Raw genomic sequence first — 18,514 nt, forward strand, 5'->3', positions numbered from 1 at the left:
CGCGAGGAGTGGTGAAGCCCTGAGTGATGACCGACAACGCCGATCACCCCACCCCCGGCACCGAGTGCAACCCCTGCCGCATCGCGTTCATTGCCTGCTGCGCATCTGACGCCGTAGCCGCCGGCCCCGGCTTCGCCTTCTCCGCCGGCGGCACCAGCTGCAGCGCGTCGAGGAACTTCAGGAACGTCGGCAGCGACGTGTTGTCGTTCGCCGGCACTCGCGGTCGAGAGCCGCTCTCCGCCGCATCGTCCAGCGCCCACTGGACGATCTCGTCCCAGGCGTCGATCTTGTCCGCGAGGGCGCGAGCCGCAGCGATCGCGCCGGCGTCTCGATCCGTCAGGTGGTCGGCGGCGGCGATCGCGCGATCCAAGGCCGCGGCGACCGACTGGCGCTCGAACTGCGTCATGGGTCAGCGCTCCTTTCCGCGCGACCCCCGGTCGACATCCCCGGGGAGAGAGGCCCGGCCCCCCCAACGCTCGGCCGCCCCCTCATGCCGGTCTGGATTTTCTGGCGGGTCACCACCATGCGGCCACCTCTTCGCCGAGTCCGATCGACGGTGCTCGGTTGCCTCGGCTGGAGTTACAGCCTGCATGTGAGTGTCGCCAGTTCGTGCGGTCGTACTGCAGGTCTGGGCGCTCGTCCACGGTGTGGAAGTGGTCGAGGTTGTGGCTGTCGGGCGTGGTGTTCGGCTCGACGTCGTAGGCGATCCGCTGCTTGCACAGCCAGCAGTTGGCGAGGTGGCGCGTGGCGGGGTCGGCATCGAGGCGGGCCCCCTCCTCGAAGAACGCCGCCCGGCCGGCCTTCATTGCCCTGCTGTCGACTCTGGCCATGGGCTCTACCTCCCGGGTCGGGCTCGACCCACCCGGGGGATCGGGCCGCCGGACGGGGAGGGTGGATGGGCGCCCGGTGGGGGGTGCCGGATGTTGCTCACCCCGCCACCTGGGTTAGCGCCCTACGCAGTCCTTGCGGGCGTGTCCAGCAGGTCAGGACGGGGGAGTGAGGTGGTGAGCAGGGCCGACATGCGCCGGCCCCGCTCACTGGAAAGATCCCCCGATTTGCGCATCGCGGAGAGGCGTGGGGGATGTGGGTACGAAGAAGGCCCGCCACCTGTGGTGGTGGTCGGGCCTGGGCATGCTGATAACCGGTCAGCGTGACAATTCCAACTCTAGCACCTCACCCGGCCGCTTCAACCTTCCTCCCGCGCCGCGTGTCGTCGGTGCGTCGCTTGACCAGTGCGTCCAGGTCGCTGAGCCGATATAGCGCCGCCCCTCGCTCGTCGTAGCCGCACTCGGGAAGTCGTCGCGGAATGCCAGCCTCGGCCCGCTCGTGGTCCCGCTGCAACCACTTCCGCCAGGTGGCCGAGGGGATGCCGTGCGTCCGGAACACATGAGCCCGGGCGTCCTCCAGCGTCACCAGTCGCTCAGGGTGGGTGTCCGGCAGGAGTCCGACCGTGGTGCGATTCACCCAGTCGATGTGCGGCCGGTTTCGCCAGGTCATGTCGCAGCCGGTGCATCGGACCTGATCAGAGAGCCCAGCATCCTCGGGTCGCGGCCCCATGCGGGGTTGCCAGTTCTCGTCGGCCCAGTCCTGCACGAGGGCTCCCGGCTCGGCTCCACAGTGCGGGCATGGACCGGCGAGCCGCTGGGGCAGTAGGGCTGCGAACCTCCGGGCTGCATGACGGAGCTTGCGCACCTCGGTGCGGTAGTCGTCCCAGCCGGACTGGCCGCGGTTGTGCGCCGCCCACATCAGGCCCGATCGAAGCAGGTCGATGACGTGCCCGCTCTGCTCGATGCCGACTCCCTCAGCGAAGGCCTCAGCCCACGACGTGAGCACGTCCTGCACGTCGTAGATCGAGTTGATCTTGGACGGGTCGAGCTCACCCCTGCCCGTGTCGGAGCGGTCGCGGTCGTAGCGGATCGCGGGCACGATCGAGCGCGGCTCGTAGTGCCAGTGACCGACGGCATCTGCGATCTGCGCCAGCACGCGACGCTCGTAGTCCAGGCAGTCATTGCAGATCAGCAGCGAGGTCCCGGTGGGATGCTCGCCGCGGTTGACGTCGGTGACCACGCACGTCGCGGACGTCGCCCGGCATTCAGCGCACGTCCACCCGTGCTCGGTTGGCTGCCAGTCGTGTGGGTGTTCACCCATCGTTGCTCCCCTCTCGTTCGGCTTGCGGTCGGTGCTCGAGTGGGTCACGGCGCCCCCTCTCGTGAGCTCTGGTCGATAAAGGGCGAGCCCTTGGCCGCGATGGAGTACCTAGGGACGTCCCGGAATAGGCGACCTCTCGGCACGCGAACCCAGGACTCGTGCCGAAGAACCAACCTCCGCTTCGCCTCGCGCTCAGCCCTGGCGGTTAGATGCCTCGCCTGGCGGAGGATGTCCTGACTCAGCGTGCGCTTCATGGCCTCACTCCGATCTCGTCCATCCAGGGCAGCGCCTGGTCGATGAGGACCAGCCGCAGCGTGTGGTAACCCTTCGGCGCCTTCTGGGCCTCCCGGGCGAAACTGTGGGCGTAGACCACGTCGCTGTTGTCGTCGGCGAGCAGGCCGGCGTCGACGATGCCGTCGATGGCAGCCTTCGCGGTGGGCCAGGCATTGGGCGGGTCGGCCTTCCGCCTGGTGGGGTAGCCGACGAAGATCCCGATGTGCACCTGCGGCGGGAGCGTGAGTCCTGAGTTCGCGGCTTCGATGGCCGCGTACCGACGCACGCAGTGGGTCCGGCGCGCGACGTCGTGACGGTGGCGGCGGTCGTTGGATGAGAGCCACCAGGCGTCGGGGATCTGGAGCAGGAGCTCACTCATCGTCGGCCCCCGTTCACGGCCCAGGATCCGTCCGGCCCGTAGTCGAGCGGGTCGAGGTCCCAGGTGGTGTCGCCGTTCAGGTCGGTGACCTGGTCGTGGCCGCAGTTCGTGCAGCGGGCCGCCGAGAGCGGGCCGTGCCACTGGGTTGGCTTGCGGGTGCCGTGAGCCGTGGCCTTGGGTGCGATCCGGCCGCACTCAGGGCACGGGTCGGGGCGCGGTGGCGGGCAGATGATGATCGGGGTGTAGTCCCAGTCCTCCCACGCGATCGGTACACCGTCCCAGGCGACGGGGAGCGGCCGGGGGTCACTCATCGCGCCCACCTCCGAACGTGAGCTCGAAGCCCGTCGTCCACTTGCTGATGTCGGTCATGACCTGCACGCCCTCGTCACCAGCGAGCACGGGACGACCCGCCCACTCGCCGACGATCTCGGCGCCGGACGCCCGCTCGCCGATGAAGATGCGGCTGCCTGCTCGATCGCTCGTGCCCATCTCAGGGCTCCTCTCGGTCGTTAGCCGCCCTGGTGCGGGCGTCGTCGCTGTCGGTGCCGCGATGCACGGCTTCCTGGTGCTTGGTCCCCGCCGGCCATCGCCCCTCGACTAGGTATTCGCCTCGGCAAGATCGGCAGGTTCGGGCGGTGTCGCTGTGGCCGTAGACCTTGCACCGGTCCTCTCGGATCGGTTGCGAGGCGGTGGCCTCGGGCGGTGTGCGCCAGTGCGGACCTTGGCTGGCGATGATCCCCGGCGTCTTGGCCTCGGGGTCCAGTGCCGCCTTGATGGCGGCCGTGGCGATCTCGGGGAGTGTGCCCATGTCGCGGGCTTTCCCGAGGGCGGCGTAGATGCCCTGCTCGTCCCAGGCTGGTCGGATCTCGTGGATGAGGACGGTGAGGGCTTGTGCTGACCGTTGTTGGAGTTTCGTCATCATGTGCGCGCCTCCTCGTGCGCGCTGGTGAGCGGGTTACGGGCCGAAAATGATGACCCGGAGACCAAGGTGAGAGACCTACGAGAGGCGAGTTCACGCACTCCCTTCCCTTCCATTCCCTTCCCTTCCATTCCCCCAGTGAATTGGTCACGACTCGATGCGTGAACGGCTCACGGAGTGATTCATGGAGTGATTCAGTGAATGGCTCACGCCTCGAACAGTGCGCCGTCGGGTGGTGGCGGGAGCGAGCTGGGCTGTGGCCGGTTGATCTTCTGGTGGCGGTGATAGTTCGGGAAGTAGCCGTACGGAGCGCCGTTGACCTGGTACAACGTGACCAGAGCGCTATCTCCGGGACGGGGTGTGGCGACCTCCGTCAGCCACCGGTCGAGCTTCTTGGCGGTGACGTCGGTGTCGAGCGGGAAGACGTACCCGAGGATCGCTTGGGTGGTCGCGATGAAGCGCCCTTTGTCGTCCGCAAACGAGATCAAACCGACCGCCAACAAGCGCGCCTCGCGGCTCATATGGCCCGTCGCCACCCAAAAACTGGGCTTGATCGTGCGAATTCTTGCCATCAGACGGCCTCCTTGCGTGCCGTCGCGAGCTCGTGGCACACGTGCCGCACGCCGGTGGAGAGGATCCGCTCGAGCGCGATCATGTTGGCGTGGGCGACGTCCTGCCACGCGTCGAACTTGACCGGCCGGGCCGGCGACGGCGGCGCGAAAACCGCAGGCGGCCGGATGGGCTCCGGCGGCTCAGGGTCGGAGATCTCGCGCGCCTCGGCATACCCCAGCTCTCGGAGCCTGTCGTTCAGTCGGTCGCGCGCCGCAAGCGTTTCGGCGATGCGCTGGTCTCGTGGGCTCACGGGCCCTCCCTTCTGTGCACGGTGTCGGCAGGGCGGGATGCGCGATTCCGAGCCGCGTCGGCCGCCATGTCGGCGAGGGTCCGCTCTCGCCCGCCCTTGAGTACGACGCGCGCGGCTGTGCGAAGGCCCTGGGAGCGGCCAGTGCTGGTCGCTGATGGCGGCTGGTGGTCCTCTTCGCCGGCCAGTTCGTAGATGATCTCGGCGAGCCGTTCACGGTCCCTGCGGATCTCCTCGGACGCTCTCATCGCGCCACCCGGTCCCGGTCATCCACCCGCACGAGCTCGGACGCTCGATAGGCGCCAGAGTGGTTGCGCAGGTAGTGAGTCGGGACGTGCCCGCCGTGGCGTGCTCGGACGACGTCGCGGACGCCACGGCTTGGCACGTAGACCGGGGTGCCGGGTGGGAACTGGTCTGCTGCGTCGATGTCGTGCCTCATGCCGCGACCGCCTTCGTGAGACGGATCTGGGTGAGTGGGGCGCAGTAGCGCCAGTCGTGCGTGGTCATGGGTGCTCCAGGTATGCGAAAGCCCCGCCCCCTCTCGTGAGGGCGGGGCTGGTCGGAATGGATCAGGCGGCGCCGGCGATGGACTCCACGGCGGCGGTGATGAGATCGCGCGCGGCCGGCGGCGTGACGGCGTTGCCGGACTGCTTGACCTGCTCGCGGCGGTTCCCGAGCAGCCGGTAGTCGGCTGGGAAGGCCATGGCTCGCTTGATCTCGTCGGGCTCGAGCATGCGGAAGTGGACGTCCTCGAGGTCGACCGTGGGTCGCTCAGCCTGCAGCACGGACTGGTGGCCCGCGGTGGTGATCGTGCGCACGGGCTGGCCACTGGGCGTGGTCATTGCGGACTGGTCGCCTCGGTTGTTGTTGTGCCGGTGGATCAGGGCGTGACGCTCGACCGTAGTGACCGTCGACAGGGCTTCATCCGTCGGCCCCGTCCGGCCGTTGCCGTAGTACGGCATCACGAGGCCGTGGTGATTCCCGGACGCGGTGACCGTGGACAGCGACTCCGCCGCCGGGCGCGCCGTCGACCCGCCGCCCCGCAGCTCGGCGAGGAACGGCGGGAACGCCAGGCCGGTCTCGCTGCGGGTGGTCTGGGTGCGCAGCGAGCGGTCCATCGGTTGCGGCTCCTTCCCGTCCCTGCCCTCCACGGGCACGGCCAGCGGGTGCCAGGCCAGCGCCTTGGACTCGCGGGTGTGCATGGTCTGGATGGCTTCCTCGGTCGGCCAGGCGCGGTAGTAGGAGTCGGGGTCCATGAACCGGGGGTGCTTGGGGTCGGCTGCGTCGTAGGGGTTGCCGCCGTGCTCGACGAGCAGCGGCGACCAGTAGCGGTCGATGCCGACCCGGATCCGGCGCATGGTCTTCTCGGCGAGCGGCTTGTCCCGATCGCCGATCCGCTGGCCCGGGTTGGTCCAGTCGATGATGGAGCTCGCCGGCAGCCACGCGGGCTCGACGACCTGGTTGCGGCAGGTGGCGTTGGGGCACCGGTAGAGGTACTGGGACCGGTAGCGGCCGGGGCGGTCCTGCCCGTTGCCCTTCTTCCACCACTGCATGGCGTCCACGACGCGCTCGCACCCGGGGCACCACGCCTTCGGGCGCTGCATGCGCTCGAAATCGGGGGCCCGCTCGCCGCGCCAGAAGGCGACGTATACGCGGTCGCGTGACTGCGGCGCCGGGAGCCCGCCGGCCTGGGCGTGCATCGAGTTGAGCGAGATGATCCGGTGTCTGTAGCCCATGGAGTGCATGGCGGTCAGCCACGCCTGGAACAGGCCGCCGCGCACACCCCAGTCGCTGGACCAGTCCACCACCTCGACGACGTTCTCCACGAGGACGACGCGGTAGCCGTGCGCCTCGGTGAAGCGCACGACGTCCCACATGGTCGCCCGGGACCGGTCGGCCGCGGCGTCGGGCAGGACGTCGCCGAACAGGTCCGGTTGCTGGTGCACCTTCCGGCCCTTGGCGCGCGAGTGGTTGGTGCACTCCGGCGACGCCCACAGGATGTCGGTCGAGCGCAGGCGCCGCGGGTCGTATTGGCTGATGTTGGCGCAGATGTGGTCGGTGTTCGGGTGGTTGATGTTGTGGGACTCGATGGCGAGATCCCAGTGGTTGGCCGCGTACTGCACGGCCACGCCTGGCACCTGCGTCGCCCCGGTGGACGATCCGCCGGCGCCGGCGAATAGGTCGGTGACGGTCAGCGTCACGGTTGGGTCCTTTCAGAGATGATCACGACGATCCGCCGGCGATCTGCAGCTGGCGGACGCTGCCAGAGGAGTAGGCCTCCTCGACTGCAGGGAGGACGTCTTCGGCGACCGTTCGGCCGGACGGGAGGACGGTGTGGGGAAGGAACTCGACCTCGAACGTCACGATCCCGGCGGCGACGGCCTCGAGCTTGGCCTTGACCATGAGCGCGAGGGCGCGCCAGCGCTGCCGCACGGCCTGCTCGTACGCCGTCTCGCTCGCGCTGGCCGTCCGCTGCTTGCCCGTAGGGGTGAGACGGAATTCGTCGGCCTGCCGGTCGGGCAGCGGGAGGACGAACCGGACCTGCCGGCCCTCCATGACGAAGCCGATTGCGGCGCGGGTGTCGTCCCACCCGTAGGTGAAGGAGCTCGCGCCGTACCGGGTCAGGGTGCGCTCGATCTCGGCGCGGGAGCGGTCGGAGGAGACCTGGGTGCTCTCGGCGTAGCGGCTCACGGTGCCGGCTCCTCGGGCGGCGGGGCGACGTCGGCGGACTGCTCGGCGTCGGGGTACTCCAGCTCGGGCAGCGAGGACCCCGAGGCGATGGCCTTGCCGACCGCCATGGATCCGACCGTCTCATCGGTGCGGATCGCGGTGGCGAGTTCCACGGACTTGGGCAGCAGCTTGAGCACCTGCTTGAGCGCGGTCTTGCGCTCCATCCACCGCTCAGGGTCGGCGATGTCACCGGAGGTGCCGACCTTGCCGTTACGCAGGCGCTGGATCTGGTCGGGGGTGAAGAAGTCGAACGCCATGCCGCCGGAGTTCAGCTCGACGATGGCGTAGTAGCCGATCACCTTGCCGCGGTCGCCCTGGGCGGGGGTGTGCTCGAGCTTGAGGGTGAGGCCCTTGTCGTAGGCGAAGTGGTCGTGCTCGCACACGTACTCGGCGCTCAGGCGCTTGGCGAGCGGGTGCTGCCAGAACAGCTTCGCGACGCCCTGGTAGCCGACGATGAGCTGGCACTCGACCTGGCCGGCGAGTCGGCCGCGACGGTGCTCGTACGGCACGAGGTAGGCCTCGCCATTCACTCCGGGCTCCAGGCCGAGTGCGGCGGCGGTGAGCAGTGAGCCGAAGAACGAGTCCGGGGTGGACTGCGCGAGCTTCGGGTTCTTGCGGATCTCTGTCAGCACGATGCGGGCGATGCGGTCCCCGGACATGTGGCGGGGGAGTGCCCGCTCCAGCTCCGGCTTCATCGACTGCAGTGCGACGACGAGCTTGGGCTGGGCTGGCTGCTGGGTGGCGACGTCGGTGGTCATGCTGCTCCTTCGATGAGTTCTTCGAGTGCGGTGATGGTGTCTGCGGCGATGTCGTCGCGGACCCATGGCGGCGGGCCGAGCCGCTGTGTGCGGTCGGGGTGGCCGGGCCAGTGGCCGGTCTCGACGCAGGTGAGGTAGGTGGCGATCGCGTCGTCCATGTGGGCCTCGCCGACGGCGAGGTAGTCGTCGGTGAGCTCGACGGCGCGGGTCAGGTACGGCGCGGTCTTCTCGATGCCGACGATGAGGTACGGCAGCCGCTCCCCGGTGATGGCTTCGACGCCGCGGCGATACCAGGCGGCCTGCATGTAGTAGCGCAGGTTCCAGACGGCTCGGGAGAGGCCGCGGTTGCTGGTGTCGTTCATCGTCTTGAGGTCCACGATCCGGCCGCCGGCGACGTAGTAGTCCATCTGGCCGCGCAGCCATAGCCCGGAGGTGTGGCGCCAGAACATGCTCACTTCGGCCTCGCCACCGGTGAACAGCTGCCGGATGTGGTCGGGGATCGAGTCGGCGACCTTCTGGGCGCGGGCCATGTCCTTGGTGAGCAGCGGGGTGAGGCCCTTGGCGTAGGCGGCGTCCCGCGCCTCCCTCGCGGCCTTGGTCGTGTAGTTCGGGAAGTCGAGCACCTCGATACGCTCCATGCCCTTGCCGAGGATGAGCGCGTGGATGACGGTGCCCTCGTCGAACTCCTTCTTCTCGACGCGGGGTGAGTTCTCCTTGTGGTGGAAGATCGCCGGCCCGCCTTCGTCCAGCAGCACCTTGGCGCGCGACTGTGAGAGTGAGCCCTCGGGGACTGGGTCGGAGTGGTAGTCGGCGGCCTCGAGGTCGTAGAGCCCCGGCTTAGTGATGGTCGTCATGATCGGGCTCCTGGTCTGGTGGTCGGTCACGCCACGGCCTGTGCGCGGCCCAGGCGTCGAGTGCGGGCAGTCCGCGTCCGAACGTGCGCCCGCAGGTGCAGGAGACGCCGGCGTCGGCGTGGATTTGGAGTTCGTGGGCGGTCATGGGTTCCTCCCGATGGGCAGGTGGCAGAGTTCGATCCACCACCTGATCCCCGCCCCGATGACCCAGGCGAGGATGGCGACGGGGATGAGTAGGCGGGTCATGGGGTGGCCCGTTCGTCTCGGCGCCAGCCCTGGATCTCGTCCAGGCTCATCACGGGGATGGACCCGCACCCAGGTTCGTGGTGGCCGTAGTGCCCGTCCGGTCCGGTGCCGCAGGTGTGCTTGTTGACGTACCGGACCAGCCAGTCGCCCTCGACACCGAGCTTCACCTCCTCGCCGGCGTGAAGGCGCTTCCGTTCGGCGTGGCGCACTCGCTCGTCATGGGCGGCGAGCCAATGGCGGAACTCGGCGCGCGCGTTGGCCTGCATCTGGCGAACGTGCGGATCTTCCGGCTCCGACTCCCAGGCGGTCGCGTACGAGTACAGGTCCTCGATGCGCTCCGTAGTCGGCTCGCTCATCACCCCCACCTCCTGTCCGCCACCCACGCCCCGACGCACGCGCCCACGAACACCCCCGCGAGCGCCCACCCGGGCAGCACGGGGATGGTGGCCACGAGGGTGACCACGGCGATGGTGCCCAGGAAGCAGAAAACCCCGGCGAGAGGGCCGGGGTTGGTGGTTGGGGTGCGCTGGCGGTCAGCCATCGGAGGCTCCCTGCTCAGCGATCTGGGCACAGCCCTCGACCGTCTTGCGGATCAGGTTCGGCCGCGTGCACCCGTTGAGCAGTGCAGAGCAGTCGGGGATGCCGTGCACCGGGCAGACGATCCGTTGCGCTCGGAGCGCCTTGCCAACGTCCTGCCGCACCTGCTCGACGGTCGGGGCGGTGGCGAGGAGGGCGAGGATAGCGCGGGCGATATTGGCATAGAGGTCAGGGCGACTAGGGTCATGGAGCGCAGTCGCCAGCACCTGCGCCACCTCCTCCTCGATCTGTGCGTCACGTTCAGCCCGCCAGGCTCGGTACGCCTCGGGTGTGCGGACCTCGGGCGGGATGATGCTGTCCGGGGTGGTGGTCTGGTCAGTCACGGTCTGCTCCTATTGCGAAGTCGATCATCCGGTCCTCGGCGAGGTCGGACATGTACTCCCCACCCGGCTCCCACGTGTCCCGCCCGTGCTCGTACGCGGGGTCGGAGTCGTCGGGGAGGGTTCGGACTGGGGGCGGTGGTGGCCAGTGCTCGGCGGCGAGGTAGGGGGCGGTCATGGGGCGGCTCCGTTCGCGAGCTCGAGCAACACGTCCCCATGGCAGGGCAGATCGAGCGGGCACCAGCAGGCGAGATCGCGGCCAGCGAGTTCGTCCCGGATCTCGCGAGGCGTTGGCCGCGTCGTGTGTCGGGAGTGCATCTTCCAGACCCGCCCGTGACGGTCCACCAGCGGCATGGCGTCCGCGATCTCGTCGAAGCGCTCCCCGCTAGTGATCCATCGCCGGTACATCGCAACCAGGTGAGCGCGAGTCTCTGCCGGTTGCAGCGCCTCCCCGTGCGGGATCTGCGCCGCGAACGGGTTACCCCACTTGCTCGGCCTGGCCACGATCACCGCGTCCGGGTACTCGTGCCGCCACGGTCGCTGACGGGTCATCTGGATTCGCTTCGGCATCAGTCCCACCTCTCATCAGGGTCGGGCCCATGCCGGCCGCAGTCCTCTGAGCCCTCGGGCGCCGGGTAGCCGCACGCCATCGCGCGCCCGTGATCCCACAGCGGCACCGCGCACAACGGCTCCTCGTCGGACGGCTCATGGATCGTCGGGGTGACGCGGGACGGGCCGACATGAGAAGAGCCCCGCCACACGGTGGCGAGGCCCTGCTGATCGAACGCGGGGGCGCTCACGACTCCCCACCCCCATCGGGTCCGGGGGTCGGGTCGGCCAGGGCGGCGGTGGTGGCGCAGGGCCACATCGTGAAGGACATGCCGCTCTCGGAGTAGTAGGCGTTGGCCGCTTCCGCGATCCGGTCGCACTGGACGCACTGTTGCACCGAGGTGGTCGGGCACTTGTTCTCGTGGTCGCACGTCTCGGAGGCGCAGTCGCCTGTGATGACGTCTACGCGGCGAGGGGTGTGCAACTCCTCGACCCGCCGCACCTTCTCGGCCAGGCGGCGTCTCTCATCCTCAGCGCTCCGGGCGTAGACGATCCACTGGTCACGGGACGCTCGCACCATGGTCAGGTGCTCCTGGTTGTGCTCATTCTCGGCGGTCAGGGTGCGCACCTGGTCCAGGAGGTAGGGCACGTCCGAGCGGGCGTGGGCGATGAAGTCGCCATCGTCGGCGGAGAGGGCTACTGAAGCAAGGTCGGCGATCTTCTCGCCGCACGCTGGACAATCGCCCTCGAAGTAGCCGTGGATCACGGAGTGCGGGCCAGAGGTGACCGCTCCGTGCCGTGCGTCCGCCTCCCACGGCCCATCTGTCGCCGCGTTCACCCGGGCCTCGATCTCAGCCAGTCGGTCGGTGTCGCTCATGACTCCTCCAGTTGCTCGTAGCGGTACTCGTAGGAATCGGCCAGGCGCTGCAACTCCACAGCGCTCGCGCCACGAGACAGCAGGAGCACGGTCGAGCCGGCCATCTGCTCGTGCATCTCCTCCAGCGTGCGCGCCCGCATGATCAGCTGGGCCCGGGCCTCGGTGAGGTCGTCGAGGGGGGTGAGGGTCGGGGTCATCGTTGCTCCGATCGGGGTCGGTAGGGTTCGGGGATGGATGGCGCGCACATCGGCTGGCCAGCCACGCTCGGGATCGCCGGCGTCGCAACAGCCGTCGCTACGGTCGCCTCGCTCGGCATGTCCGTGATCTGGCGGATCGCCGACCGCGAGCGCGTTGAATGGGCGCCGTTCCTCATGACGACGCAAGGGGGTGACGTCGACGGCCAGCCGGTGCTTGTCGGCTACCTGGCCAACGTCGGGCACGGCACAGCGCTCGCCGTGAAGGTGCATGGCTTCGGATGCTCGGCCCTGCTGACATGGCACGACGAGCAGGGCGACGGAGGTGCTGCGGAGATGTTCCCGGCACTGAAGACCGGAGACAGGTTCATGGTCTCTATCTGGTGCGAGCCGCAGGAGTGGGGCCGGGCACGTCTTGCGGTCGCGTGGACGGCGGCTCCCCGCTTGATCCGGAAGCGTCGGGTGCGCCTAATTGCTCTTCGCGATCTCGCCGCACATCCCGCCGATATAGCTGCTAAGCCGGCAGATCGAACGAGATCGCGAACACGGCAGCCGCACCAACAAGGGCACCCGCCAGGCTCCCCGCCGCTTCCGAGCTATTGGTCGCCGGCGTCCAGGTGGCGAGCGCTGCGGAAGTTTCGGCGATCACGCTGACCGTCGCTGCGCCTGCGTCACGATGTCCTGCAGCCACTGCTCGGCGGCGGCGCGCAGGATGATGTAGCCCTTCGTGTCCCGCTCGGCCTCGAGTGGCGGTGGGAAGAGGTCTGGGTCGGCGCCGGTGGCGTGGATCGCCCGCCGGATCGTGTCCGGGGAGTAGGGCGTCACGTCCGCCAGCTCCTTGATTCGGTATGCAAGCCGGTCCATCAGGCACCTCTCATCACGTTGGTCACGGCACGTTCGCCGGTCGGGTCGGAGTACTGCAGGCGCCAGAACGCGTCAGCGTCCAGGGCCATGAGGTCGCGGAAGTGACGGACGATCCAGTGCCGGGAGAGCCGGGGGAACAGGCCCTCGAGGTGGTCGCAGGCGTCGCGCTTCGTCATGCCGGCGACAGCGGTCTGCAGGAGGCCGAAGTCGCGGCGCGCGCAGGCGTCTGCGAAGTCGTCAGCGTCCTCTCGTGGAGAGGTCCGCGGGGGAGTGGGGGCGAGGCCGGGTGGTGCAGTCACGAGCCGACCGCCGCGAGCGTGGGGGTGTCGGTCTCCAGCTCAGCCACGCCGCCGAGGTGCTGGTGCAACCAGGCGAGCCCCTTGAGGGTGATGCGCACCTGCGGGTCGCAGGTGACGCGCTCACCGGTGCGGTGCGAGATCCGCGTCTGCGGCTTGGCCATCAGCCGTCCGCTGTCGACGTGCGCCTGATACGGGATCCCGCGAGCGTCGATCCAGCGGAGTTTGCGCAGCAGCTTCGCCAGCCGGTTCTGCCCGATCTGGATCTGCGGGTCACGGGCGAGGATCTGTGCCGCATCGCGCATCGACCAGTCGCCGGCGGTGTCGGCCACGAGCGTGTCCCAGGAGTGCGCGGACGGCTCGAGCTCCTTCACGCGCCTCTCGGCCGCCTCGATGACGCTCTGCGCCTCGACCAGCGCGTGAGCCATGAGCTCTCGGCCGGTCAACTGCGGTGCGCCGTAGGAGCCGGTCTTGCGGACGGAGGGCAGGACCTCGCCGGTCACCCAGCGACGGAACGCGCGCACGCGATCGCGCACGCTCTCGTCGGCGATGCGGCCGGTCTGGCGCTGCACCATGGCGGAGTAGAGGCCTGACTCGGTGATGACGGTCATCGACTGCATGCCGGAAGGGGTACGCACGGGACGCGTACCCACCTCCTCGGGCTCGAGGTGGCGGGTCAGGTCGGAGGCCATCCGGTAGCTGAGGATCGCGGCGACGTCGGCGGCGACGAACCATGGCTCATCGAACTCGCCCACGATGACGCGCACGCCCTCGCCGTGGAAGTTGAACTGCGTCAGGCCGATCATCGGGCCACCTCGATCTCGATGAGGTCGTTGCGGCGGGCGCTGACGACGCCGTTGCGCATGATGCGGGAGTAGCCGACGTACCGGCCGCCGTGCATGCGCTTCATCGGCGCCCCGTTGCGGCGGTACGCCGGGCCGAGGTATTCGACCTCGGCGCCCCGGCGGGGGTAGCCGAGGTTCGTGAACTCGGGTGGGTTGATCTTGTAGACCCTGGTGATCATGGGATGATTCCTCTCGGTACGTGGCCCTCGCCCGGTTCTGGTCGGATCGGCGGGGGCCATTGCTGTGCCGTGGCGGTGGTCAGGCTGCGACCGTCGCCCGCCTCTTGACCTGCGGTCGTGCGGTAGGCGACTCGTTGGGCACGAAAAGAGTGCCCGGAAGCACGCGCAGCGCCTCCTCGATGCGCTCGCCCACCGGCCTGGTGCAGGTGGACTTTTCGCCGTTGACGAGCATGTGGATGAACTGGCGGGAACACCCCGCGTACCGCCCGAGCCGGGCCTGAGTGAAGTCGTTCGCCTCCATGTACTTCGCGAGGAGGCCTGCGTCACGGAGCTTCATCCAACGTCCCTTCGATGCTCGGCGTCTGCGCTGTGGTCCCATCTTCATCCTCCGATTGACTAGTTGTCAAGCACTGGTGGACCAACGGTCCCATACCGGTTGACGGGAAGTCAACCTGCCCAAGCGCGGATATAGCGCAGCCGCAGGCCACAAAGCGTTGCTGCCGGTCACGCCCTGGTTGACACGAAATCACCCGGTGCGGCGCTAGCCTGGTTGACAAGCGATGCAGCGACCGCTTGCCACGATCAGCCAGCCACCCGGAGAGTCCTCCTCATGCACGCATACCGGAAGTTCGTCCAGCAACAGATGGACGAGCGCGGCTGGACGGCCACGGAGCTGGCGGTTGCCGGCGGGCTGACCAAGCAGACGATCCACAACATCGTCACCGACGATCGGGACCAGCTCAGTCAGCGCCCCAAGCAGTCGACCATCCTCGGTCTCGCCAGAGCGTTCCGCGTGGATCCCGATGTTGTCTTGCTCAAGGTAGGCGAGGCGATGGGGATCCCGGTAGAGAGGGCCGTCGTCACGTATGACGCCTCGCGCGTGTCTGATGAGGAGCTGCTCCGGCTCCTCGCGCACAGACTCAAGCGAGAGGAGGTGGTGGGCAATGCTGAGCACCCCGCCCCCATGAACGAGACCGGCGCCCCGCCGGCCACCGGCATCAACCCCGAGGACTTGATGCCCGAGGATCAAGCCCACGGCCCTGATGAGTACGACGACCCCGCCGGCACCACGCCGGCCAACAGCAGCAACGTCAGACCCCTCCGCGCCGGCGACGACGCCGACACGACCGGGGTGCCGCCCATGCCGGAAGACCTCGCGGCCATGGAAGGCGAACCAGGCAACCCGCCGGACACCACCACAGGGGAACACGGGCAAGACCCAGGCCCGTAGTTGCAGACTGAAGTTGCGTTGTAAAGGGATCCAAGAGATTGGTGGCAAGGCGTGCAGCGCAGACCAGGCCTGGAAGTCCGTGATGTGTTCGAGGACCCGATCGAGCATGCAACGAAGGATGCGCGCTGGGGCATCGCGTCTGTCGTCGTGAAGACTGAAGCGGGCGATACCCCCAACCTCGTAGCGAACGAACTCGTGTGCGCACGACTAGCAGCCGCTGTAGGACTGCCGGTCCCGGCTGGCGAAGTAGGGCGGGTTGAAGGGGGCGGAAGGGCGTGGGTGAGCACTCAGATCGGCCCCGACCTGCCACCCGAGGATCCGATCATCGTGGCAGCCGAGGCTCCGCGCATGGCCGCAGGCTGCGCTGTTTTCGACGTCTGGATCGGCAACCCGGACCGGCACGAAGAGAACCTGTTGTACAGCGCGCAGTACGGCCTGTGGCTCATTGACCACGAGCAGGCGCTCGCGGGCACGGAGTCAGATCTGGAAGCGGCATGTGAGCGACTTCAGAGCGCGCCGCTACGGACCCACATGTTCCGCGACGTGACGCTAGACCCAGTAGAAGTCAACCTATGGACGACCCGGATCACTCACAACTTCAGCATGTCAGTGGTCGACGGCATCCTGGAAGATGCGCGGCTGCGTGGCCTGTTCACGAGGCCGACGATGCGGGCCTACCGGCACCTGCTCGCGACACGGAAGGCCCGGCTGGCCGAACTCGTGCACAAGTCCAACCTCATAGAGAATGACTCAGAGAACGGAGAGGAGGAGATCCCATGGCCTGTAGATGGCGGCTCGTGAAGTTCGTGCCCGATGTTCGGCGCAAGGAGCCCGTGAACGTCGGTATCGTCGTCGACTCGCATGGCGAGTGGGCTGCTCGCTTCTTCGGGCAGGACCCCGAGACTGGACGAATCGATGGTCGGACCCTCCGGCAGAAGGGTCTCGATCGTGATGTGTTCGAGGCCTGGGTTGCTTACTACCAGCGCAAGATGACAGACGACCTGTGGGTAGATGTCGAGAAGATGCAAGCACGGAAGACTCACCTCATCTATACCGACCCAGGCGGGACACTCTTCGAGGATCGCCCGGTGAGGCAAGTGGCCGATGAGCTCTTCGAGGATCTTGTGGCAGGGCAAGTGCCCGAGCCAACGGTTTCGGCCAGTGACCGCCTCAAGTTGGCAGTTGAGAAGGTCCTCGCTCAACTGGAAGTAGTGCCGGAGATCGATCCGACATTCGAGGTCAGCTGGGATAGGGCCCACCGGGCGCCCATAAGTTTCCACTATGGGTACCAGAATGGCCAATACCACCTAATGCACCGGTTGAATCTCACCACGCAGAACTCTGCAGCCCCAACGGACTACTGGGCTCGTGCACAGGCAGCGCGGAGCGCCGGAGAAGCGGACAACTTCGTAGCGTTCTACTCGATGCAGGCGCTCGGGGGCATAGCAGACGTGGATCGGGTGTTGGCGCCAGTCGAAGCAAACGGGCCCGCCATTGACATTGATGACTTCGCCAAGGCCACTACGGATCTCGAAGCCGTGTTCCACCCGTCCTGAGCCGAGTGTCGTTGGTCGGTCGTACGGTCGGCCACCATGTGGCACCCCTGGCGCGCGCTCCGCAACCTCGCACACGACGTAGACGTCCACTGGGTCGACCAACCCGCCGGCCGCATCGCCGCCACCGACGGACGCCGCGTCTGGATGGACACGCGCCTGCTGCAGGTGCAACGTCGCTGCGCCGCCACCCACGAACTGATCCACATCGAGCAAGCCCACACGTCCGGCTGTGACGCGAGGGTGGAGGCGTGGGTGCGTGCGGAGACTGCCCGCCGGCTCATCACCCTCTCAGCGCTCGTGGACGCCCTCCGCTGGACTGAGGACTGGCACGAGGCCGCTGACGTGCTTTGGGTGACCGTGGAGGTCCTGCAGGACCGCATCGACCATCTCACCCCCGACGAGACCGCCCGCCTCGTCGCCGTGTACGAGGAGACCGAGGGCGGGGCATGAGCGCCGGCCGGCGCCGGGCATGACGAAAGCCCCCGCCACCAGCACCTCGCGGGCGTGGCGGCGGGGGAGTGGTCACAGTGCGCGCAGCTGGAGTGCCTCGGCGACGGACTCCATCGCGGCGCGCGTGCGCCTGGTGTCGGAGTGCAGGTAGGCCTTGGTCGACAGGATCGAGGAGTGGCCCATGATCGCAGTGATGGTCTCCTCGTCGGCGCCGCCGGCGCGCAGGAGTGTGGCGGTGGAGTGGCGTGCCTCGTAGAGGGCGTAGCGGCGGCCGGTCGTGTCGTCGAGGTGGGCGACGCGGGCCTCGTCCTGGATCCGGAACCACTGCTCGCGGTCGGCGGCGTCGGTCTGTGGCCGCCCGTCCGCGCGAGGCCAGACGAGGCCGTGCGGGGAGGCTGGCGCGACGTCGCGCCAGGTGGTGAGCGCCGCGGCCATCCACGGCACCAGCGGGATGAGGCGCCGGCCGGCCGAGGTCTTCGGGCGCACGAGGTGCAGCGCGCCGTCGAGGCGCTTGGCGATGTAGCCCGAGGGGATGCGGAACCCGGAGTCGCGATCACGGGGCACGCGGTAGGCGAGCGGCTTGAGCTGCCAGGACACATCGATCGTGGCGTCGTCGAAGTCGACCATGCTCCACGTGAGCCCCAGGCACTCGGCCGGCCGCATGCCCTGCAGGAGTGCGGCCACCCAGCGGGAGGCGTCCGGGCGCCGAGTGGCGGCCTCGAGGATGGCGAGCGCGTCGGGCAGGAGGATGGCGTCGCGGTCGGACTCGCCGGCGTCGGGGCCCTCGACGAGCGTCACGACCCGGGGCACGTTGTGACCCTCGAGCGTGGCGTCCTTGAGCATGCGCTGCAGGGTGGCGTGTGCTCGTCGCTGCGTGGAGGGGTAGAGGTCGTTGGCCGCCATCGCCCGGGTGACGGCGCGGACGTCGCCGGGGGTGAGCTGCTCGAGCCGGCGGTGCCCGATGGTGGGGATGATCCAGGTGCGCACCTGGGAGGCGGTGGCCTGCATGGTGGTGGGGCGGTTCTTGTCGGCCTGCAGGTCGAGCCACTGATCGGCCCAGGCCTTCACGGTGGCGCGGCTGGACGTGCTGACGCCCTCGGTGGCGAGGTCGCGGGTCTTCTTCTTGAGCTTGTCCTTGACGATGGCCTCGGTCTTGCCGGTGACGGTCACGCGGCGCCGGGTGCCCCGGGCTGTCCAGCCGGCCTCGATGGTCCCGATCCAGCGCTGCCGGGTCTCGTTGAAGTGGATGGAGCCTGTGCCGTACTGCCGGCGCTTGTCTCTGCTCACGTGCCCTCCCGAGTGACGGCCATCCTGATGGCCATTCACAGCGTACGCACTGGTTATGCAGAGCGTCCAGAATGGCTAGATTCCGCGGATAATTCCGCCCTCA

At 68.4% G+C, this 18,514-nt stretch carries 30 protein-coding genes; 5 read left to right on the plus strand and 25 right to left on the minus strand.

Features of this window, described 5'->3' with window-relative positions; translation table 11 throughout:
* Positions 1-43 precede the first annotated feature (43 nt).
* From LQF12_RS02230 to LQF12_RS02320, 19 genes are all read right to left on the minus strand, one after another.
* On the minus strand, positions 44-406 hold the full coding sequence (locus tag LQF12_RS02230; RefSeq protein ID WP_231054380.1) for a terminase small subunit: 363 nt from the start codon (positions 404-406) through the stop codon (positions 44-46).
* Between the two features lie 109 nt (positions 407-515).
* Positions 516-830 carry a hypothetical protein gene (locus LQF12_RS02235; RefSeq protein WP_231054381.1) on the minus strand — a complete coding sequence of 105 codons (315 nt, stop codon included), beginning with the start codon at positions 828-830 and terminating at the stop codon, positions 516-518.
* A gap of 343 nt (positions 831-1,173) precedes the next feature.
* The gene (locus LQF12_RS02240; RefSeq protein WP_231054382.1) at positions 1,174-2,067 is read right to left on the minus strand and encodes a hypothetical protein; all 894 of its coding nucleotides are present in this window, start codon (positions 2,065-2,067) and stop codon (positions 1,174-1,176) included.
* 331 nt (positions 2,068-2,398) lie between these two features.
* The gene (locus LQF12_RS02245; RefSeq protein ID WP_231054383.1) at positions 2,399-2,800 is read right to left on the minus strand and encodes a hypothetical protein; all 402 of its coding nucleotides are present in this window, start codon (positions 2,798-2,800) and stop codon (positions 2,399-2,401) included.
* Positions 2,797-3,111, minus strand: coding sequence for a hypothetical protein (locus tag LQF12_RS02250; protein ID WP_231054384.1), 315 nt, complete (start codon positions 3,109-3,111; stop codon positions 2,797-2,799). The genes LQF12_RS02245 and LQF12_RS02250 overlap by 4 nt, the downstream gene beginning before the upstream one ends.
* On the minus strand, positions 3,104-3,289 hold the full coding sequence (locus LQF12_RS02255) for a hypothetical protein (RefSeq protein ID WP_231054385.1): 186 nt from the start codon (positions 3,287-3,289) through the stop codon (positions 3,104-3,106). The genes LQF12_RS02250 and LQF12_RS02255 overlap by 8 nt, the downstream gene beginning before the upstream one ends.
* A 1-nt stretch (position 3,290) precedes the next feature.
* A complete protein-coding gene (locus LQF12_RS02260; protein ID WP_231054386.1) occupies positions 3,291-3,722 on the minus strand; it encodes a hypothetical protein in 432 nt (143 codons plus the stop codon).
* A gap of 203 nt (positions 3,723-3,925) precedes the next feature.
* Positions 3,926-4,291, minus strand: a complete 366-nt coding sequence (locus LQF12_RS02265) for a hypothetical protein (protein WP_231054387.1) — start codon at positions 4,289-4,291, stop codon at positions 3,926-3,928.
* On the minus strand, positions 4,291-4,581 hold the full coding sequence (locus LQF12_RS02270) for a hypothetical protein (protein ID WP_231054388.1): 291 nt from the start codon (positions 4,579-4,581) through the stop codon (positions 4,291-4,293). The genes LQF12_RS02265 and LQF12_RS02270 overlap by 1 nt, the downstream gene beginning before the upstream one ends.
* 566 nt (positions 4,582-5,147) lie before the next feature.
* The gene (locus LQF12_RS02275) at positions 5,148-6,779 is read right to left on the minus strand and encodes a DNA cytosine methyltransferase (RefSeq protein ID WP_231054389.1); all 1,632 of its coding nucleotides are present in this window, start codon (positions 6,777-6,779) and stop codon (positions 5,148-5,150) included.
* Positions 6,780-6,801: 22 nt separating this feature from the next.
* A complete protein-coding gene (locus LQF12_RS02280; RefSeq protein ID WP_231054390.1) occupies positions 6,802-7,269 on the minus strand; it encodes a hypothetical protein in 468 nt (155 codons plus the stop codon).
* Entirely contained in the window at positions 7,266-8,066 is an 801-nt protein-coding gene (locus LQF12_RS02285) for a recombinase RecT (protein ID WP_231054391.1), read from the minus strand. The genes LQF12_RS02280 and LQF12_RS02285 overlap by 4 nt, the downstream gene beginning before the upstream one ends.
* Positions 8,063-8,920, minus strand: a complete 858-nt coding sequence (locus tag LQF12_RS02290; RefSeq protein ID WP_231054392.1) for a PD-(D/E)XK nuclease-like domain-containing protein — start codon at positions 8,918-8,920, stop codon at positions 8,063-8,065. Before LQF12_RS02290 ends, LQF12_RS02285 begins: the two co-directional genes overlap by 4 nt.
* 242 nt (positions 8,921-9,162) lie before the next feature.
* On the minus strand, positions 9,163-9,522 hold the full coding sequence (locus tag LQF12_RS02295; protein ID WP_231054393.1) for a hypothetical protein: 360 nt from the start codon (positions 9,520-9,522) through the stop codon (positions 9,163-9,165).
* Complete coding sequence (locus LQF12_RS02300) at positions 9,522-9,707, minus strand: hypothetical protein (protein WP_231054394.1); 186 nt, start codon at positions 9,705-9,707, stop codon at positions 9,522-9,524. The genes LQF12_RS02295 and LQF12_RS02300 overlap by 1 nt, the downstream gene beginning before the upstream one ends.
* Positions 9,700-10,086: a hypothetical protein gene (locus LQF12_RS02305; protein ID WP_231054395.1), complete on the minus strand. Its 387-nt coding sequence runs from the start codon at positions 10,084-10,086 to the stop codon at positions 9,700-9,702. The genes LQF12_RS02300 and LQF12_RS02305 overlap by 8 nt, the downstream gene beginning before the upstream one ends.
* 171 nt (positions 10,087-10,257) lie before the next feature.
* Positions 10,258-10,653 carry a DUF4326 domain-containing protein gene (locus tag LQF12_RS02310; protein WP_231054396.1) on the minus strand — a complete coding sequence of 132 codons (396 nt, stop codon included), beginning with the start codon at positions 10,651-10,653 and terminating at the stop codon, positions 10,258-10,260.
* A 226-nt stretch (positions 10,654-10,879) separates the two neighbouring features.
* A complete protein-coding gene (locus tag LQF12_RS02315; protein WP_231054397.1) occupies positions 10,880-11,509 on the minus strand; it encodes a CHASE3 domain-containing protein in 630 nt (209 codons plus the stop codon).
* On the minus strand, positions 11,506-11,706 hold the full coding sequence (locus LQF12_RS02320) for a hypothetical protein (RefSeq protein WP_231054398.1): 201 nt from the start codon (positions 11,704-11,706) through the stop codon (positions 11,506-11,508). The genes LQF12_RS02315 and LQF12_RS02320 overlap by 4 nt, the downstream gene beginning before the upstream one ends.
* Before the next feature lie 33 nt (positions 11,707-11,739).
* Here LQF12_RS02320 and LQF12_RS02325 point away from each other — a divergent pair, with 33 nt between their 5' ends.
* Positions 11,740-12,357 (plus strand): hypothetical protein, encoded by a 618-nt coding sequence (locus LQF12_RS02325; RefSeq protein WP_231054399.1) that lies wholly within the window; start codon positions 11,740-11,742, stop codon positions 12,355-12,357.
* On the opposite strand, the gene LQF12_RS02330 is transcribed toward LQF12_RS02325, so the two are convergent.
* The 5 genes from LQF12_RS02330 to LQF12_RS02350 form a co-directional block, all read right to left on the minus strand.
* Positions 12,349-12,567 (minus strand): hypothetical protein, encoded by a 219-nt coding sequence (locus tag LQF12_RS02330; RefSeq protein WP_231054400.1) that lies wholly within the window; start codon positions 12,565-12,567, stop codon positions 12,349-12,351. The two genes, LQF12_RS02325 and LQF12_RS02330, sit on opposite strands and share 9 nt — an antisense overlap.
* Positions 12,567-12,866, minus strand: a complete 300-nt coding sequence (locus LQF12_RS02335; RefSeq protein ID WP_231054401.1) for a hypothetical protein — start codon at positions 12,864-12,866, stop codon at positions 12,567-12,569. The genes LQF12_RS02330 and LQF12_RS02335 overlap by 1 nt, the downstream gene beginning before the upstream one ends.
* Positions 12,863-13,669, minus strand: a complete 807-nt coding sequence (locus LQF12_RS02340) for a phage antirepressor KilAC domain-containing protein (protein WP_231054402.1) — start codon at positions 13,667-13,669, stop codon at positions 12,863-12,865. Before LQF12_RS02340 ends, LQF12_RS02335 begins: the two co-directional genes overlap by 4 nt.
* A complete protein-coding gene (locus LQF12_RS02345; RefSeq protein ID WP_231054403.1) occupies positions 13,666-13,887 on the minus strand; it encodes a hypothetical protein in 222 nt (73 codons plus the stop codon). The genes LQF12_RS02340 and LQF12_RS02345 overlap by 4 nt, the downstream gene beginning before the upstream one ends.
* Before the next feature lie 79 nt (positions 13,888-13,966).
* Positions 13,967-14,224, minus strand: a complete 258-nt coding sequence (locus tag LQF12_RS02350) for a helix-turn-helix domain-containing protein (protein WP_231054404.1) — start codon at positions 14,222-14,224, stop codon at positions 13,967-13,969.
* A gap of 273 nt (positions 14,225-14,497) precedes the next feature.
* Here LQF12_RS02350 and LQF12_RS02355 point away from each other — a divergent pair, with 273 nt between their 5' ends.
* From LQF12_RS02355 to LQF12_RS02370, 4 genes are all read left to right on the plus strand, one after another.
* Positions 14,498-15,118, plus strand: a complete 621-nt coding sequence (locus LQF12_RS02355) for a helix-turn-helix domain-containing protein (protein ID WP_231054405.1) — start codon at positions 14,498-14,500, stop codon at positions 15,116-15,118.
* 279 nt (positions 15,119-15,397) lie between these two features.
* Entirely contained in the window at positions 15,398-15,919 is a 522-nt protein-coding gene (locus tag LQF12_RS02360) for a hypothetical protein (RefSeq protein WP_231054406.1), read from the plus strand.
* Positions 15,916-16,674 (plus strand): hypothetical protein, encoded by a 759-nt coding sequence (locus LQF12_RS02365; RefSeq protein WP_231054407.1) that lies wholly within the window; start codon positions 15,916-15,918, stop codon positions 16,672-16,674. The genes LQF12_RS02360 and LQF12_RS02365 overlap by 4 nt, the downstream gene beginning before the upstream one ends.
* Positions 16,675-16,710: 36 nt before the next feature.
* On the plus strand, positions 16,711-17,124 hold the full coding sequence (locus LQF12_RS02370) for an ImmA/IrrE family metallo-endopeptidase (protein ID WP_231054408.1): 414 nt from the start codon (positions 16,711-16,713) through the stop codon (positions 17,122-17,124).
* Positions 17,125-17,196: 72 nt separating this feature from the next.
* Here LQF12_RS02370 and LQF12_RS02375 read toward each other — a convergent pair whose 3' ends face one another.
* Positions 17,197-18,411: a tyrosine-type recombinase/integrase gene (locus LQF12_RS02375; protein ID WP_231054409.1), complete on the minus strand. Its 1,215-nt coding sequence runs from the start codon at positions 18,409-18,411 to the stop codon at positions 17,197-17,199.
* Between the last annotated feature and the right edge of the window lie 103 nt (positions 18,412-18,514).

This window comes from Ruania suaedae (assembly GCF_021049265.1).
Lineage (GTDB): Bacteria > Actinomycetota > Actinomycetes > Actinomycetales > Beutenbergiaceae > Ruania > Ruania suaedae.